This is a genomic window from Spongiimicrobium salis, from assembly GCF_043678055.1.
GTDB classification, from domain to species: Bacteria; Bacteroidota; Bacteroidia; order Flavobacteriales; family Flavobacteriaceae; genus Spongiimicrobium; species Spongiimicrobium salis.
Genome location: NZ_JBHEQA010000001.1, coordinates 184,848 through 202,188 on the forward strand (window position 1 = coordinate 184,848; position 17,341 = coordinate 202,188).

The 17,341-nt window shown below is 36.5% G+C and carries 13 protein-coding genes and 1 tRNA gene; 4 read left to right on the forward strand and 10 right to left on the reverse strand.

What is annotated here, in order from left to right; all coding sequences use genetic code 11:
• Positions 1-6: 6 nt before the first annotated feature.
• On the reverse strand, positions 7-2,193 hold the full coding sequence (locus ACEXOE_RS00860) for a glutamine synthetase III family protein (RefSeq protein WP_394746828.1): 2,187 nt from the start codon (positions 2,191-2,193) through the stop codon (positions 7-9).
• 215 nt (positions 2,194-2,408) lie between these two features.
• Here ACEXOE_RS00860 and ACEXOE_RS00865 point away from each other — a divergent pair, with 215 nt between their 5' ends.
• Entirely contained in the window at positions 2,409-3,419 is a 1,011-nt protein-coding gene (locus tag ACEXOE_RS00865) for a glutamine synthetase beta-grasp domain-containing protein (RefSeq protein WP_394746829.1), read from the forward strand.
• An 86-nt stretch (positions 3,420-3,505) separates the two neighbouring features.
• On the opposite strand, the gene ACEXOE_RS00870 is transcribed toward ACEXOE_RS00865, so the two are convergent.
• The 4 genes from ACEXOE_RS00870 to ACEXOE_RS00885 all read right to left on the reverse strand — a co-directional run bounded on the left by ACEXOE_RS00870 (position 3,506) and on the right by ACEXOE_RS00885 (position 7,290).
• Positions 3,506-4,489 carry a glycerophosphodiester phosphodiesterase family protein gene (locus ACEXOE_RS00870; protein WP_394746830.1) on the reverse strand — a complete coding sequence of 328 codons (984 nt, stop codon included), beginning with the start codon at positions 4,487-4,489 and terminating at the stop codon, positions 3,506-3,508.
• Complete coding sequence (locus ACEXOE_RS00875; protein WP_394746831.1) at positions 4,443-4,661, reverse strand: hypothetical protein; 219 nt, start codon at positions 4,659-4,661, stop codon at positions 4,443-4,445. Before ACEXOE_RS00875 ends, ACEXOE_RS00870 begins: the two co-directional genes overlap by 47 nt.
• Positions 4,662-4,788: 127 nt before the next feature.
• Entirely contained in the window at positions 4,789-6,342 is a 1,554-nt protein-coding gene (locus ACEXOE_RS00880; RefSeq protein ID WP_394746832.1) for a carboxypeptidase-like regulatory domain-containing protein, read from the reverse strand.
• 9 nt (positions 6,343-6,351) lie between these two features.
• The gene (locus ACEXOE_RS00885; protein ID WP_394746833.1) at positions 6,352-7,290 is read right to left on the reverse strand and encodes a calcium/sodium antiporter; all 939 of its coding nucleotides are present in this window, start codon (positions 7,288-7,290) and stop codon (positions 6,352-6,354) included.
• A 566-nt stretch (positions 7,291-7,856) separates the two neighbouring features.
• Here ACEXOE_RS00885 and ACEXOE_RS00890 point away from each other — a divergent pair.
• Entirely contained in the window at positions 7,857-8,009 is a 153-nt protein-coding gene (locus ACEXOE_RS00890) for an SsrA-binding protein (RefSeq protein WP_394746834.1), read from the forward strand.
• 15 nt (positions 8,010-8,024) lie between these two features.
• On the opposite strand, the gene ACEXOE_RS00895 is transcribed toward ACEXOE_RS00890, so the two are convergent.
• Complete coding sequence (locus tag ACEXOE_RS00895) at positions 8,025-8,537, reverse strand: adenine phosphoribosyltransferase (RefSeq protein WP_394746835.1); 513 nt, start codon at positions 8,535-8,537, stop codon at positions 8,025-8,027.
• 73 nt (positions 8,538-8,610) lie between these two features.
• On the opposite strand from ACEXOE_RS00895, the gene ACEXOE_RS00900 reads away from it, so the two are divergent.
• Positions 8,611-8,684: transfer RNA gene (locus tag ACEXOE_RS00900), tRNA-Arg, on the forward strand.
• Positions 8,685-9,396: 712 nt separating this feature from the next.
• On the opposite strand, the gene ACEXOE_RS00905 is transcribed toward ACEXOE_RS00900, so the two are convergent.
• Positions 9,397-10,041: an NAD(P)H-binding protein gene (locus ACEXOE_RS00905; protein WP_394746836.1), complete on the reverse strand. Its 645-nt coding sequence runs from the start codon at positions 10,039-10,041 to the stop codon at positions 9,397-9,399.
• Positions 10,042-10,051: 10 nt separating this feature from the next.
• Positions 10,052-12,418 (reverse strand): TonB-dependent receptor, encoded by a 2,367-nt coding sequence (locus ACEXOE_RS00910; RefSeq protein ID WP_394746837.1) that lies wholly within the window; start codon positions 12,416-12,418, stop codon positions 10,052-10,054.
• A 246-nt stretch (positions 12,419-12,664) separates the two neighbouring features.
• Here ACEXOE_RS00910 and ACEXOE_RS00915 point away from each other — a divergent pair, with 246 nt between their 5' ends.
• Positions 12,665-14,752 carry a sigma 54-interacting transcriptional regulator gene (locus tag ACEXOE_RS00915; RefSeq protein ID WP_394746838.1) on the forward strand — a complete coding sequence of 696 codons (2,088 nt, stop codon included), beginning with the start codon at positions 12,665-12,667 and terminating at the stop codon, positions 14,750-14,752.
• 820 nt (positions 14,753-15,572) lie between these two features.
• Here the strand turns inward: ACEXOE_RS00915 and ACEXOE_RS00920 are convergent.
• Both ACEXOE_RS00920 and ACEXOE_RS00925 read right to left on the reverse strand, forming a co-directional pair.
• On the reverse strand, positions 15,573-16,253 hold the full coding sequence (locus ACEXOE_RS00920; protein WP_394746839.1) for a LytR/AlgR family response regulator transcription factor: 681 nt from the start codon (positions 16,251-16,253) through the stop codon (positions 15,573-15,575).
• 11 nt (positions 16,254-16,264) lie between these two features.
• The gene (locus ACEXOE_RS00925) at positions 16,265-17,302 is read right to left on the reverse strand and encodes a sensor histidine kinase (RefSeq protein ID WP_394746840.1); all 1,038 of its coding nucleotides are present in this window, start codon (positions 17,300-17,302) and stop codon (positions 16,265-16,267) included.
• Positions 17,303-17,341 lie beyond the last annotated feature (39 nt).

The window sequence follows — 17,341 nt, forward strand, 5'->3', positions numbered from 1 at the left end:
ATTCTATTATTTGATAAACAATAACTCCCGATATTTGGTCAGGGGCCAGGTTTCATTATCCACTAATTGTTCCAATTTATCGCTATGATAGCGTATTTCTTCAAAATAAGGCTTTACATTATCGCAATAGGCCACTGCTTTTTTGAAGATATCTTTAATGGCATTGGCCCTTTTTCTAGCCTCAGTCATATCGTCCGTTTTCTTTTTTAAGGTGACAATATGCTCGGCAATCTGTTCAATAATGGTCAACTGTCCTTCCGACAACTTCTTATGCGCAGCTCCATAAATATCCTTTAAGCCCATCACATTCTTTATCAAGATATTCTGATAGGCGATGGCTGCCGGTACGATATGATTGTAAATTAGCTCATTGAACACACGCCCCTCTATCTGTGTGTGGTGGATATACGCCTCCAACTCTACTTCCTGTCGTGCTTTTACTTCCACTTCGCTCATTACTTTCATACTATTGAATAAGGCTATGGATTCCTTAGAAGTAAGTACTTTAAGCGCTTGGGGGGTATTTCTATTATTACTGAGCTTTCGTTTTTTTGCTTCTTTCTCCCATTCTTCACTATAACCATCACCATCAAAACGAATGCGTTTGGAGGTTTTTATATACTCCCGCAACACATTAAAAACCGCCTCATCTTTTTTGAGATTATTTTTATCCACCAAAGTGTCCACTTCCTTTTTAAAAGCGATCAATTGCTTGGCTACGATCGTATTCAGGACCGTCATAGGTTTGGAACAATTGGTTTTAGACCCCACTCCCCTAATTTCAAATTTATTCCCTGTAAAGGCAAAAGGAGAAGTCCTGTTGCGATCCGTATTGTCCATTAGGATTTCCGGAATCTTTCCTACCACATTCAATTTCAATTCTGTTTTCTCTTCTGGGGAAAGTTTCCCTTTGGAAACACCTTCCAGCTCATCCAGGACATTACTCAATTGCGTTCCTATAAAAACCGATAAAATTGCGGGAGGCGCCTCATTGGCCCCCAAACGATGATCATTGCCTGCCGAAGCAATGGACGAGCGCAACAATTCCTCATAGCTGTCTACCGCTTTGATCGTATTCACAAAGAAAGTAAGGAACTGGAGATTTTTCATGGGTGTGGATCCCGGACTCAACAAATTTACACCGGTATTGGTTGCTAAGGACCAATTGTTATGTTTTCCGGAGCCGTTCATTCCAGCAAAAGGTTTTTCGTGAAAAAGCACTTTAAAATTATGTTTGTCCGCAATCTTTTCCATCACATCCATTAATAAAAGGTTGTGATCCACTGCCAAATTGGCCTCTTCAAATACCGGTGCCAATTCAAACTGATTGGGTGCAACTTCGTTATGTCTTGTTTTCACAGGAATTCCCAATCGGGTACATTCCTTTTCCAAATCGCTCATAAAGGCCAATACCCTACTAGGAATAACACCAAAATAATGATCGTCCAATTGTTGTCCTTTTGCCGCAGAGTGCCCCAAGAGCGTTCTCCCTGTAATGGTAATATCCGGTCTAGAATTCGCCAATGCTTTATCCACCAAAAAATACTCTTGCTCCCAACCTAAAGTGGCATTTACTTTGGATACCGTTTTATCGAAATATTTTGCCACTGCGGTCGCTGCTTCATCCACGGCATGCAATGCACGCAATAAAGGCGCTTTATTATCCAAAGCCTCTCCGGTATAGGAGACAAAAATAGTGGGGATACACAAGGTAGTTCCGTAAATAAATGCCGGCGAAGTGGGATCCCAAGCGGTATACCCTCTTGCTTCAAATGTATTTCTAATACCGCCACTGGGAAAACTAGAGGCGTCCGGTTCTTGCTGTACCAATTGATTTCCCCCGAATTTTTCCAATGCTCTACCATCTGTATGCAAGTCAAAAAAAGCATCGTGCTTTTCGGCAGTGTTTCCTGTAAGGGGCTGAAACCAATGTGTATAATGTGTTGCCCCCATGGATATGGCCCAGGCTTTCATGGCCTCTGCCACTTGATTTGCAATTTTTCGATCTATCTTGGAGCCAGAAAAAATAGCCCCTTTTACACTGTCGTATGCGTCCTGGGTAAGATACTGAAGCATGCGCTCTTCATTGAATACATTGGTTCCAAATAACTCGGAACGTCTTCCATTCTCTTCAATATTCATGGGTTTACGGTTATGGCTTTCTGCGATTGCATTAAATCTCATTCTAGACATAATAAAGGTATCTAAGTTCGTAGATACAAATTTAGCATTTTAATAATGTAAGCTTCAAAAAAATAATAAAAATAAGATTTGACCCCTAAAAAAATAGGGGTAATTTAATTTCATCTATTTTTTTGGACATTTACACCTATAATATTTTACCCTTATCAATAATTATTTTATTTTTGGACATCTTTTTTAAAAGTTTAAAATTAACTGCCGAAATTATGAGCAAATCTAAATTAGAGTACATCTGGTTAGATGGTTACAAACCAACAGCCAACCTCAGAAGTAAAACAAAAGTAGAAGAAGATTTTAGTGGTAAATTGGAAGATTGCCCTATGTGGTCTTTCGATGGGAGTTCTACCCAACAGGCTGAAGGAGGGTCCTCTGACTGCCTATTAAAACCTGTCGCTATTTATCCCGATCCTGCGCGAAATAATGGATTCTTAGTAATGACCGAAGTTTTGAATGCAGATGGAACAGCGCATGAATCCAATGCACGAGCTACCATTGATGATGGAGATAATGATTTTTGGTTTGGTTTTGAGCAAGAGTATTTCATTATGGACACGCAAACACAGTTGCCTTTGGGCTTCCCAATCGGTGGTTATCCAGGACCTCAAGGGTTATACTATTGCTCTGTAGGGGGTAAAAATACTTGGGGGCGTGATTTGGTGGAAGAGCATGCAGATCTTTGTATTGCTGCCGGATTGAATTTTGAAGGAATCAATCAAGAAGTTGCCGCAGGACAGTGGGAATTTCAATTGTTTGCCAAAGGTGCGAAAAAAGCAGGAGACGAAATTTGGGTAGCCCGCTATCTCTTGGATCGTTTAACAGAAAGCTATGGTTACTATATAGAGTATCACCCTAAGCCGATCAAAGGGGATTGGAATGGTTCGGGAATGCATGCCAATTTCTCCAACACTACCTTGAGAACCTGTGGTTCCCAAGAAGTATACGAAAAGATTTGTGAGGCTTTCAGGCCCGTAACCAAGGAGCATATTGAGGTATATGGGGAATTTAATGATCAACGTTTGACTGGATTGCATGAAACTGCTGCTATTACCGACTTCAGTTATGGAGTTTCTGACAGAGGGGCTTCTATTCGTATTCCAATCATGACCGTGGAAAAAGGATGGAAAGGTTGGTTGGAAGATCGTAGACCAGCATCTAACGGAGATCCGTATAAAATTGCCAGTAGAATTATTAAAACCGTAAAGTCTGCTGACATCTAAATTTAATTAATTGTTGTAACAAGTAAAAGCGCTTTTTGGGATTCCAAAAAGCGCTTTTTTTATAATTTTCAACAATCCCGTCCTTATTATTTCTTTGGCCTTTCCCAAGTACTTACCGCATTGACAGCCTCTTCCGTATAGTCCGAAAATATGCCATCTACCCCGGCATCAAAGAATAAGTGATATTCTACTTCAGGATTTCCCCCACTCCATTGTTCATCTTCATTTCTGAAGGTGTACGGATGCACCAATAGATTGTATTCATGGGCCAAATCCACAAAATTGGTTTCAGCTAAGGGCACTCTTGCGCCATCAACTGTCGTTAACAAAGAAATGATAAAGGGTTTCCATGGGCCGATACCATCAGCGTAAGAAGCTGTAAATCGCATTCCTTCCGCTGTCGTAAAAAATTCATAGGTTCTGCTATCCCCATTTCTAAAAAAGTCGTAGGGAGCACCAAAGGAAACAAAGTCTCCGGCCGGCACATTGTAATCTAGACTACCATCGGGGTTGATGTTATAGGTAGAAATCAATTGCACCAATTTTACGGTAGACAAGGTATTGATGTATTGCAAGGGAGCAACTTCAAAACACTGTACAAAAACTGGAGCATCTTCCGAATTCCATCCTGCAGCTTCCAAAACCGCTAGAGTGGCATCTTCGATCGGCAAGTCCAGATCGTTATGAAAAAGTGGATGTTTCATCTCTGGATATATCCCAACTTCCTTTCCTTTAGTTGTCATTCGGGACTGGGCCAAAGCAACGATTTCCTCGAAGGTAGGCACTTGGAACAGGTCATCAAATTGATCAGAACGGTCGGACCTCGCCTGTCTTGCCCTTAATTGTTTGATTTCCGACAAGGTAAAATCCGAGGCGAACCAATCCGTCACTTCCTTTCCATCCAAATTTTTCGTGCTCCTCAAATGGGCAAATTCTGGTAAATCTGCCACATTGGTCGTTCCGGACATAAATGGTTCGTGACGGGCAATCAACACACTATCTTTAGTCATGACCAAATCGGGTTCAATAAAATCTGCCCCCCAATTCAATGGCGCGGGTGTAGGCTTCAATAGTATGTTCTGGATAAATGGATTGGGCTCCTCTATGGGCAATCACTATAGGATCAGAAGGTTTTTCTTCCGGAGGCCTTCCTCCTCCTCCAAAATCGTCAAGAAAATCACAGGATGAGAATCCTACCATAATCAATAAAAATGCTGCTGAAACCAATGTTGTTTTTTTCATGCTTGTGTTTTTTAGGTTATTTTACAAAACAACAAAGCACAGTTGACCCCAATGTAAATGAAGGTTATTATAATACTATTCCTAGATCGTATTATGCTTAAGGAATCGTAAAGTGAATGTATCTCGCTTAGTTCGTGGTTTTCTTCAAGGGCGTGTTCATCCAATAGGAGTTTGCCTTTTGCTTAGAAATGGGCGCTTTGGAAAGGGGTTGATCTTTATCGAAAAAGGCGGCTCCCTCAGAAACCTTATGATCAAAACGAAGCTCTTGTACAAAAAATTCCCGTAGCTGGTTCGCCGTAATGACCTCTCTTTTGTGCAATTTATTCCCATGAATATCGTACATGGTTTTTATTTTAAACTTATAATCTTGTTCATCTCCTTTTCCAGAGATAAATGTCTCCTCAAAGGTCTTGCCAGCTGTTAACTTAGGGTACAGCAACACCTGTTTTCCTTCAATTTTGATTTGATCCCAGTTGAGTCTTTTTCCTTGGTAGGTCACTTGGTATTTGCTTGAGCGCAAGCCCAAAGGCAGTGCCGGTTCATTCGTAAACTCCACAATAAGGCATCTTTTTTTCTTGTCTACCAAATACTGTACAATCTGAAATGGGGATTCCTTGACAAAAGAGAAGGTATTGTTAAAGGAAATATAATTGAGATACATCTGCCCTCTTTCTTCTTGATACTCCACAGTGACGTCGAAAATGGGTTTTTTTCTTTCCAATCTCGACCCTTTTTTGGGAAGGACTTTAAAAAGAGCATACTCCATGCGGTGTATTGCAAAATTTTTCTTGAATATGTATATTTTACCCTCCGCTTTATACTCTTTTTTTGAAGTCAGAATACGCAATGCATATAACGGCTCCCCATCAAAAGAAACATCTGCCTCCCGTATAAAACGATGGTTATTTTCAAAATTCTGCATAAAATTCTGCACATAGGAGTAGGATCTCACATTGTAATTGCGTATCGCATCATGTGCCCTTAAAATACTAAATTCATTTCCGCCATAGCCTTTCAGCGAAGCATTCCCAATTCTTTTGTTTTTATCATCATAAGGACGTTGCGCCTCTAGATTTCTAGGAAATTCATTGTTCTCTTTATAGGCGTAGAGTTCTCCCTGAGTGCTCTTATAGTCATTATATCCGAAACCTTGATCATAAACCGACAATACGCCCTCATTCAAGTTTACATAGTCTTCGCCCCAAACCTGATAATCCCGATAATACCCTACATATGAAAAAGGGTGATGTGGGAAATTCTCAGCGATGCCTTCCAAAGCTTTCCGTACAATTTCATTCGCCCTCAGACCTTCCGAAGCCCTATTTCTTTCCGAAGTAACCACCACTTCATTCAGCTTTTCAATTTCCGGAACCAACAAAATAATATTGGTTTCATCTAATTTCAGCGTCGACAATAGCACTTCTTTGGATCGATATCCTAAAGAAGACACTTCCAAAGTATCCCCTATTTCCTTAAACTGCACCGGAATTTTAAAACTTCCGTCATCATTGGAAATTACACCGACGGTTTTATTTTTAATTCGGATTGTCGCAAAGGGAATGACATCCCCCACATTGGCGTCGATCAGTTTCCCATTGAGATACTCTTGTGCGCTAAGGGAAGTCATGGAGAACCCCACACAAAAAAGCAGTATTACCAAAGTTAAACGCCTTGCCTTCATCACCTTAATTTAAGTCAAGGTAAGATAAACAAAAGCAATATAAATCCCAAGTAATACGATACCATCCCGCCAACCCAAACGTCTCCCTTTGGGAATAAAGACCAAGGGAAGGATTAAAAATGAGATGCCCAGCATCCAGAAAATATCATTAGTGACCAAACCTTCGTCTTTTACAGGAATGGGCGTTATGGAGGCAGTGATACCTAAGACCGCTAGAATATTAAAAATATTGGAGCCAATTAAATTCCCTAGGGATATGGCTTTTTCTTTTTTGATGACCGCTATAATAGATGCCGCCAACTCCGGTATGCTGGTCCCTACGGACACCACCGTTACCGCAATGATCCGCTCACTGACCCCAAAAGACTCTGCCATACCTTTGGCCCCCATAATCAAAAGGTCCGACCCTCCCCATAAGGCAGTACCTCCCAACCCTAGGAACAATACGATCTTATATAAAGGTAAGGGGGTATCATCTTCTTCAAATTCATCCTCTACCGCTTGCTTTTGAAATTTTAATAGGTATACCAGAAACAAGAATAGGACGACCACCATAATAATACCCTCATATTGCTGTAATTCTCCATCAAAAAAAATGAAGCCAAAAAATAAAAGCGAAGCCACCATCATTACGGGCCAATCGGTGGTATAAAAACTCTTACGGACATCCATACTCCCCAGAAGCACCGTAATCCCCAATACAAAACCAAGATTGGCAATATTAGATCCTACCACATTGCCCAGGGCCAAATCTGGACTTCCGGCCAAGGCCGCATTGATACTTACAATAAGCTCCGGTGCGGAAGTGGCAAAAGAAACCACTGTCATACCAATTACAATTTTAGGGATATCGAGTTTTAACGAGAGGGCTACGGCAGCCTTTAAAAGCCAATTACCTCCCAAAATTAAAACAAGTAACCCTAGGATTATAAAAAGTATGTTTAACATCTAATAAGTTTTGGGCAAATATAACCTAAGATTTTGATTTTAAGATTGCTTTTAAAAGCCGAAAAACCTCTTCCCCTTAAGCACTGAAAAATAATAAAAAGTCACTATGGGTGCTTTTTTTAAACCAAAGTGCCCTTGGGCGAAAAAAACCTTCAAAAAAAGCCCCTTCAAATGTTATAAATTATAATAATATTAAATGTTTTATATTACAAAATGTTACTTTATTGAAGTAGTTAACATTATTTTTAAAATTATACTTATTTTTTTACTTACAATATTGTATTCAATTGTATTAATTCTCTTAAAATCCCTTGGAAGTATGCCTTCCATTACTATATATTGGGTGAACAATCAAAATAATTAAAGCTTTTCTATCAACCTTTTAATACCTAACAACTATGATTACACTCGTAAAACTTTTAATGTTTTTAATGCTATCACTGATCATGATAATCGCATAAAGTAGTCATATAGGCCTATATTATAAAAAGACCGCCTTAGAGCGGTCTTTTTATTTCTATTGTAGTATGTTACAGGGTTATTTTATATTTGTAAAAACCCAACCGATGAAAGCTGCACTATTTAAATTTCTGGCAAAACTCAATAAATTGGTATTGCCCTCTTTTACCAAAAGACGTCTGGACTTATCCAAAGCCAGTAAAATGCAATTGGCTTTAATTGCCTGGCGGTATTATGTAACCACCAATGCCCTTTCTTAATCCAAGCAGGAACTTTTAATAGTGTAAGAGAGATTTTACTTTATAATCTTTTAATTGATTCGCACCTTGAAGAAAATCCAAGGTAATCAGAAAGTTGCATTGCACAATTTCTCCCCCTAGGGCCTTGATCAGTTTACAAACTGCATTGGCCGTACCTCCTGTGGCCAACACATCGTCATGTATGAGCACTCGTTCTCCTTTGACGATACTATCGGCATGTATTTCCAAGATATCTTCCCCGTATTCCAGGGAATAGGTCTCCTTAATGGTCGCTGCAGGTAGTTTTCCAGCTTTGCGTACAGGAACAAAACCTGCGTTTAATTTTGACGCCAAAAGCGGCGCAAAGAAAAAGCCCCTACTCTCCATACCCACAACTTTATCCACAGCCATATCTCCAACCATTTGGAGCAGGGCTTCCGTGGTTTTCTGTAAGGCTTCCGCGTCTTTTAATAGGGGGGTGATATCTTTAAAAATAATACCCTCTTTGGGGAAATCATGAATATCGCGTATATAGTTTTTAAAATCCATTTTTTTCGTGGCTGTAATTTTGTGGTAAAGTTAAAAAGAAATATATTTGCAGCCCCTTATTAGGGAAATTAAAGGCCTCGTGGCGCAACTGAATAGCGCATCTGATTACGGCTCAGAAGGTTACAGGTTTGAATCCTGTCGAGGTCACGAATAAATAGTTCAATAAGAAAAAACGCCAAGCTCGCTTGAGCGTTTTTTTGTTTGGACTATTTTCAAAGCGGAGCTTTGCAGGAGGTGCGTTAGCAAATCCTGTCGAGGTCACTTAAAGCGCAAACCCTGTATGAAAATGCAGGGTTTTGTTGTTTTATGGAGTGTCAAAAACCAGAAGTTTTTGTAAACGAAGTAAAATGACAAAACTGCAATGCGATAGCAATGCAGGTTTGCATTTTCAGGAAGGACCTCAAAGGAACACCGAAGGTAATGCTGTCGAGGTTGCGAATAAATCATAAAAAAGTGAATTGCGAAGCGAGTTTCAAAAAAGAAGCTCGCTTCTTTTTTTGAAAATTGAGAAGTGATTCTTTTTGTGATTTTCAAAACGGAGCTTTGTCTGGATGAATAAGATTAATCTGTCGAGGTCACTAAACGGGATTTTTCACAAATTGAGTGAAAATTCCCTTTGTTTAGCTTTCAACTCTGGCATAAAAAGGTCATACTGAGACTTTGTAATTTAGCCCAACACCACAAACCTTCTTTCTTCATAAGTGCATAAAATTTAAAAAATAAAATACTAGGTAAGCGTACCCCATATTTTAAACTTTACACGCTTTGTGTAATATTATCTTTTTAAACGCCTTCTTTTCTTTTGCCAATTGTTCTTAGATGAATATTGAATTTACTTGTTTCCACTTTTGTTATAACCCTATTTTGAATAACCTAAAACTGGATATTGATGTACCCATTTATTTTGTAAAGACTCGGTTAAAATAAATTCAGCAGTATCGATTCTATTAATTTTAAAATTACCCTCCCCAATTTTCCTATTTTTTATAAGGTAATCTTTACTTTTTCCATTGAGTAGGTAAGTAGGGCGAACGATTGTCCAGTTTATATTTTGTGTATACTGTTCTATGATGGTTTCCATTTTCATCATATCCATATAAGAGTTCATCAGCATTGGCCTAAACAAATACCTATAATACCAAGGTGCTTTTTCGTCATATTCTACACCAGCCGAACTAATTACAATAAGCCTTTTTAAGTTTAAAAAAAGCATTTCCTGAATAATAGTATACACAGAGTTACTGTATAAAGTTGTTGGTGTAGCAGCGTCTTTACCGCTGCCAGAACCAATAACTGATACAATGATGTCACAACCATTCATTGCTGCTCGAACACTGAAAGGATTTTCAAAAGAATAGGGAATTACTTCAATATCTTTTTTGAAATCTTTCATAGATTCCTCATTACGGACGGCTGCACGGATTGAGGCGTTATTCTTTATAGATTTTTTTACTAATTCAATCTCAGTTTGTCCATTTGCTCCAAAGACACATATTTTTTTCATAGTGTTGATTTTAAAAGTCTACTACTATTCCCAAACTTGGTATTATTTGTCCTGTATCGGTATCAATCTCAACTAGACTTCGAGGTTGAGTAATATTACCAGCAGAATTTCTTGCCAATCCAAATTGAGGTGTTTGAGGAGACTCTTGTGCGAGTATATTTTGCGCTTCTGCGAAAACGTTAAGTGACCAATTTTTAAAATTCCATTTTTTATCTATTCTAATATCTAATTGACTAAATATGTCTAGTTCTTCTTCACCTAGACGACTGTAGTCTAAAATCACTTCAGGGTAGTTGGCTAAAGTAGCATCTTGGTCGGTAGGCACAAATGGTGTATTTCCCGCAAAACGATAGCGAGTACTTATTTCCCAGTTTTTTGGCAGCTTATAACCTCCCGTAAAAGAAATCAAATGTCTACTATCCCATACCGACGGAACAAAATTGTTCCTATCAAATCCAGTGAATTCACTGTAAAACCAAGTATAAGAGAATATACCAAAGAAATTATTTGTGAGCTTCTGTTGAAATTGAAATTCAAGCCCATAGCTTCTTCCTCTTCCTACAGTTTGAATTTCTTCACTACCTAATACTTCAAAATCAGCACCTTTATTTGCTAACGAGACTTCATCTAATACGGACACAGGATAATCATCATATCTCTTATAAAAACCTTCTAAAGAAAAGCTAGCAGAAGGATTCAAAAAATATTCCACTCCTAAAACATAATGGTCGCTCAGGGTATACTTTACATTATCATTTATAAGTTCGTTCTGATTGTTTCTAAAACCTAGAATGGTGTAAGGTGGTAATTTATAATATCTTCCAATAGTTCCGTTAATACTCCAATCATCAGTAAGCTTGTATGAGATAGCAGCTCTGGGCGAGAAGGTATCTAATAAATTGGAATCATCTAAAAAAGTATCGTCATCAATTCTAAAACCAAAAGAGACATCCAATTTATCATCCAGAAAAGAGTTGGTCATATTAGCAAATACACCATATTTGACAAAATCAATATCTGTATTAAAAATCTGATTGTCTGTTAGATTAGTAGTACTATTTTCATAATCTGAGTATTGTGCATTAAAACCTGAAAAGAATTTCCAATCTCCGAAAAATTTAGTGAGTTCGTATCTTAATTTAGTTTCAGATTCAGTAGCATCATTACTAAATATAACACCTTGTTCATTCTCCGGGTCACTGAACCGCGTAAACTCATTTACAAGGGTGTTGTTGCTAATGGTTGTTTGCATAAAACCAGAACCATCTTTAAACCTACTTTTCCAAGTTAAACCTATTGCATTAGTACGCTGGTCTATAAATGGGGCTTGTTCTAGTTGTGCTTGTTGTTCAGCATCAAAATCATCTGGAGCCTCAACAGAAAAATCATCTATAGACCCTAAACCTATAAGTGTGATACTGTTGTAATCATCTATCTTGTGATTAAGTTTATACTGATAATCCCAATAATCAGGCCTAAACGGCAGACCGATTGCGTCAAATAAAAATTGTAAATAGCTACGACGTGCCGATGCTAAAAAAGTAGTTTTTGATTCATCATTCTTACCTTTAAATAGTGGTCCTTCAAATGTGAGAGCTGCTTCGCTCGCACTTACCCTAAAGTTTCCAGAAAAATCACGAGGATTACCATTTCGTTGAGAAAATTGAAGGACTCCAGAAAGAGGGTTGTCGTACTGAGCACCAAATGCAGAGCTAGATAATGTGACATCACTTATAAAAGATACATTGACCATACCAACCGGCCCCCCCGCACTACCTTGAGTTGAAAAATGATTAATGTTAGGTACTTCCATACCATCCAAGTAGTACACAGTTTCATTAGGCGCACCACCACGAATTATTAAATCATTTCTAAAGCCACCTATGGATGGGGAAACTCCAGGAAGTGTCTGAGCGACTTGAACAACATCATTATTACTTCCAGGATAATTAGCAATTTCAGCCGCGCCTAGTGATTGTACTGAAAGTGGTGTTTCTCTAGGGCGACTTATTTTACTGGCATTTGAAAGTATAACTTCATCCAATACCGCTGCAGATTCCTTCAACACAAAGTTGTAGGCAATATTTCCTCTTGATTTAATAATAATATTAAATTTAGTTTGAGTTTCATAGCCTAAATAACTAGCAACTAAATTATAAGAACCCGTAGGAGCATTTGATATAATATATTTCCCGTCAAAATCCGTACTTGCTCCTACTTCAGTTTTTTCTAAGTATACAGATGCTCCAGGTATTGGAGTACCTACCTCATCGGTAACTATTCCATAAATTTCGCCTGTTGTTTGTGCATTAATAAACTGCATAGCTAAAATCCAAAATAGGATTAGGCTCATTTGACTTTTTAAATTCATTTTCATTCGTTTTGTTATTTGTCTATTTATTGTGTTTTATTTAAAATAATAGGTTGCTTAATAAATACTATTATTGGTTTATTTTTTTATCCTATATTGCTAAAGTGATACCAATTTTATGTTTTTTTGAAGTTATTTTTTAAATAACTGATAATCATATAATTGAATTGCATTAACTATTTTAATGTGATTTCAAAAAAAACGAATAGTTGTGTATACGCTAAATAAATAACCCAATAATTGAATTTTTTGATGAATGGAAAGGACTATGAACTTCTTCTAGATATTAATATAGCACTATCGAAAACTCAAACTCGAAAAGAGTTGATTCGTTTAATCTTTGAAGAAGTAAGCAAGGTTTTTGTATTTGATTGCCCAGGGCTTTTTACAATAGATGCATGTGGCGAGTATCATACTGAATTATCTGACGCAAATAGTGTGATGGACCCAGTAAATAGATATGTATATGAACATATGGATGGTAATAGTTATCCGCACAAAAACAGCGCTATTGAACATTGGGCTAGTTTAAAAACACCTAAAGTTTTCAATCTTCGAGATTTACACGAAAATATAGCCACACATCCACATTTTCCACATATGCTTAATGCAGGATTGGTGACTGTAATGGCTGGTGCATTGGTACATGAGGGGCAAAGTGTAGGCACTTTATGTCTTAGTAGTAAAAATCCAAAAGCGTATAATACAAAGGATATCCCTAGATTTCAGGCAATTTGTAATCAATTAGCTATAGCAGTAAGTCATATTCAGTCTAAAGATAAAATTCAACTCAATGATTGGTTACATAAGGCACAGCTTCAAATTATAGATGCCTTTCATAGTAATAGTTCTTGGGAAAATAAATTGATACAGGTTTCAAAAACGTTGAGAAGTGGTATTCCATTTGATACAGTCACTTTCAGTATGATGGGCGATAGATTTAAAGAAGTAAATTATGGTGTTCAAAACGTAGCTTCTTACGAGTTTAGAGCGATATCTTTAGAATCCTTTTTAAATATGACTCAATTAGATTTAGATGTTTTTAAAAAATATTTATTAGTTAATACTAGCAATACACCAAGAATATCTAACTTCAAGAAGTATAAAAAAGAGTTAGAAAGTCAGAAGGTGAAGCAAGTAATCAACAAAATATTTCGAATTCAGAGTAGTCTAACTTTTATGCTTGAAGTTAACTCGGAAAAGTTTTATGTTGCTTTTTATAGTAAAGATAAAAATCCTTTTCAAAAAAGACATATTACTCTTTTTGAAAGCCTACAATCTATCTTAATTCAATCACTTGAAAAATCATTACTTTTTAATGAAGTGCTGCGTTTAAATAGGTTGTTAACTGAAGAAAAAAGATATTTAAAGGAGCAAGTTAATAGCAGGTATAGTATTTCTGAATTAATAGGCGAGAGCCTTCCGATGCAACAAGTTTTTGAGAAAGTTAATCTTGTTAAAAACACAGATACTAATATTCTTATTTTAGGAGAAACCGGAACAGGAAAGGAAGTTATCGCAAGAGTGCTGCACGAGCAATCACTAAGAAAAGAAAAACCTTTGATTAAAGTAAATTGTGCCTCGCTACCAAAAGAATTGATAGAATCAGAATTGTTTGGGCACGAAAAAGGAGCTTTTACCGGTGCCTTGCAACAACGCATTGGTAAATTCGAACTAGCTAATGGTGGGACTTTGTTTTTAGATGAAATAGGCGAGTTACCACTAGAACTTCAGCCTAAATTACTTAGAGCCATACAAGAAAGAGAGTTTGAACGACTTGGGGGACATAATACCATAAAAGTAAGTGCTAGAATAATTGCAGCTACCAATATAAATTTACTGGAAGCCGTTGAGGAAGGACGCTTTAGAGCAGATTTATACTATAGGTTGAGTGTCTTTCCAATAACTCTCCCGCCATTAAGAGACCGAGGTCAAGATATTGAGTTGATAACAAACCATTTTGTCAAGATATTTAGTCAGAAATTTGGGAAAGAGGGTATATGTCTTAATAAGTCTGTACAGCAGTTATTAAACACCTATGATTGGCCAGGTAATGTAAGAGAATTGTCTAATGTGATTGAACGGTCAGTTCTTCTTACAGATAATAAATATTTGAAGTTAGCTATGTCACAAAAAACTAAAAGAACTAGTACTACTTCTGTTTTTGAGTTTAAAACACTACAAGAAGCTGAGACCGCACTACTATTAGAAACCCTAGCTAAATGTAATGGTAAAGTTAGAGGTAAAGACGGAGCTGCAGAGAAGTTGGACATACCCCCTTCAACTTTAGAATACAGAATGAAGCGAGCTGGGATTACAAGACAAATGGTTTTGAAATAAGTTATGGATAAATACATAATTTAAGATGATTCCTAATGAACTGGGATATGCACTCATAACCCGAAGGTCGTATATAAACTCTAATAAGAAATACACCTCAGAAATAATTTATTTTTATCTTTTTTTATTTCAATCATAAAATCTTTTGACCTGAGTTCAATTAATAAATATCTAGTTTTCGGATATACGTTATTTTGACTTATTTCAGAATCCCAAGATCTATTACAAATAATAATCGAACTCAAGTTTTTTGCTAATTAGAATCAAGCGTTTCTAACATGAAATGATTTATTGATAATAATTTCAATGTCTTCTCTCAAAAAGTTCGAACTCTGTCCCTTCAAGGTCACGGGTAAATAGTGCAATAAGAAAAAACACCAAGCTCGCTTGAGCGTTTTTTTTGTTTGGACTATGTTCAAAGCGGAGCTTTGCTAGATTGAGGAGCGAAGCAAACAATCCTGCATGGCAGGATGCCAGCTCACCATCTGGCTCCTCACTATCAAAGATCTACCAGATCTTTGATTCCCGTTCGCCCCCCTGTCGAGGTCACTGAAGGTTCGAGGTTTGAATCCAGCAAGATTTAGGTCCAGAACACTAAATAAATCAAAAACCCTTCAAATATCACCATTTGAAGGGTTTTTGATTTTTAACAAGACACTAATCGCAATCAACCTATAAATCCTGATGATTTTGAGACTATTGTTGGTACTATTGTCAATAATGAGCTTCCATTTCACCTTTAATAATGCGGCTTTCGGAATTAGCTCGTGGCAAGACACAAAAAAAATTGACCCGAAGGTTTATATGTCGTTATACAGAATTATATACGAAAGTTAGCTAGCACTTCCTTTTTTAAGCGTACACTTATGGGAATTTCATAATCACCAATAATTATTTCATTTTCTACAATGGTATCTACTTTATATTTAGATACTATATACGATTTGTGTGTTTGAATAAAATCATTCTCGGGCAATTGATCTTTAAAATCCTTTAACGTTATTTGTGTAACTATCGTCTCTTTTGATGTGACTATTTTGATATAATTTTGCATTGCTTTTACAAATAGAATATCCTTTATATGTATCTTTTTAAGCTGTCTTTCATTTTTTAAAAAAAGTATGTTTTTTTCATCACTATATTCATAGTAACTGTTAACCTTATTAACCGCCTGTAAAAAACGCTTATAAGAAATGGGTTTTACTAAATAATCTAAAACGTTGTACCCAAAGCTTTGTAGCGCATATTCCTCATATGCCGTTGTCATAATAATTGAAGGTGATTTTTTTAAGCCTTTTAGCCAATCTACACCGGATAGTATGGGCATATTGATATCTAAAAAAATTAAATCAATTTCGTTGCTTTCTAGATAATGATTTGCTTGCAATACATTCTTACATAACGCAACTACATTTAAGAACGAAATCTCTTTACAATAATCGTTAATGCCTTCTCTAGCGACAGGTTCATCATCTATGATCAAACAATTTAGTCGTTTCATTCTTTTACTTTTTATAAATCTATAGTCAAGTCTACTATAAATCTCGATTTTTTCTTATGTATAATCAATTCATGCCTATCCTCTGGATATACTATTGATAGGCGTTTTTTTACATTTGTTAAGCCAATTCCGCCAACAGCATTCTTAGCAGTTGCACTATCAAAAGTATTTGCACAATGTAGCGAGAGCTTACCTCCTACTTCTTTAATGTTTATTTCTATACTATTGTCATTATTATTAGTGTGATTACTACAGTGCTTAAATGCGTTTTCTATAATAGGAATTAATAATAATGGAACTATTTTTTTTGCGGCATTCTCAAATTCTATAGTGTAGGCCAGCTGAATATCTGAACCCTTTCGGGTTTTTTCCATTTTAATATATTGTAATACAAAGTCTAATTCTTTTTCTAATATAATTTCAGTACCACTTTCATACAATTGATAGCGTAGTAGCTCCGAAAACTGAAGCAATGTATCTTTAGCCAAGGCATTATTTTTACCTATTAAGTGGTACACATTATTAATTCCATTAAATAAAAAGTGAGGATTTAACTGGGCCTTTAGATATTTTAATTCAGCCTTAAATGATTCTTGTATTAGTTGTTGTTTTTCCTTTTCAGATTTTTTATGGGCGTGTCTTAAAATATAATAAAAGCCCGCAATGCTATAAAAGATATTAACAAAAACAGTAAGGCTAAAGTTATCCTCAAATTCATCTGTATCATATATTTCAAATATATCATACAGCATATAGTCAAAATAGGTTTCAACCAGTGAAACTACTATGCATATAGAAATAGAAAGCACATAGTATATTGCCTTTTTTTTCTGCATATAAATTTTTGGCACCAACCAAAACACCTGTATATAAAACAAAAAGAAATTGGTAAAAAGCCCATAGGTATAGGCATAGGCTAAACTATTGGGATCATAAACATTATTAAACCCGTTCCAATCTGAATGGACAACAAAAGCAAACAACCAATAATTTAACCCCCAGAACAGCAGGTGCAGTACTATTTTCTTTATTGATTTGATTTTGTCCATTGGTATGTTTTGTACAAAGAAACCTATTCTTTATTTGTA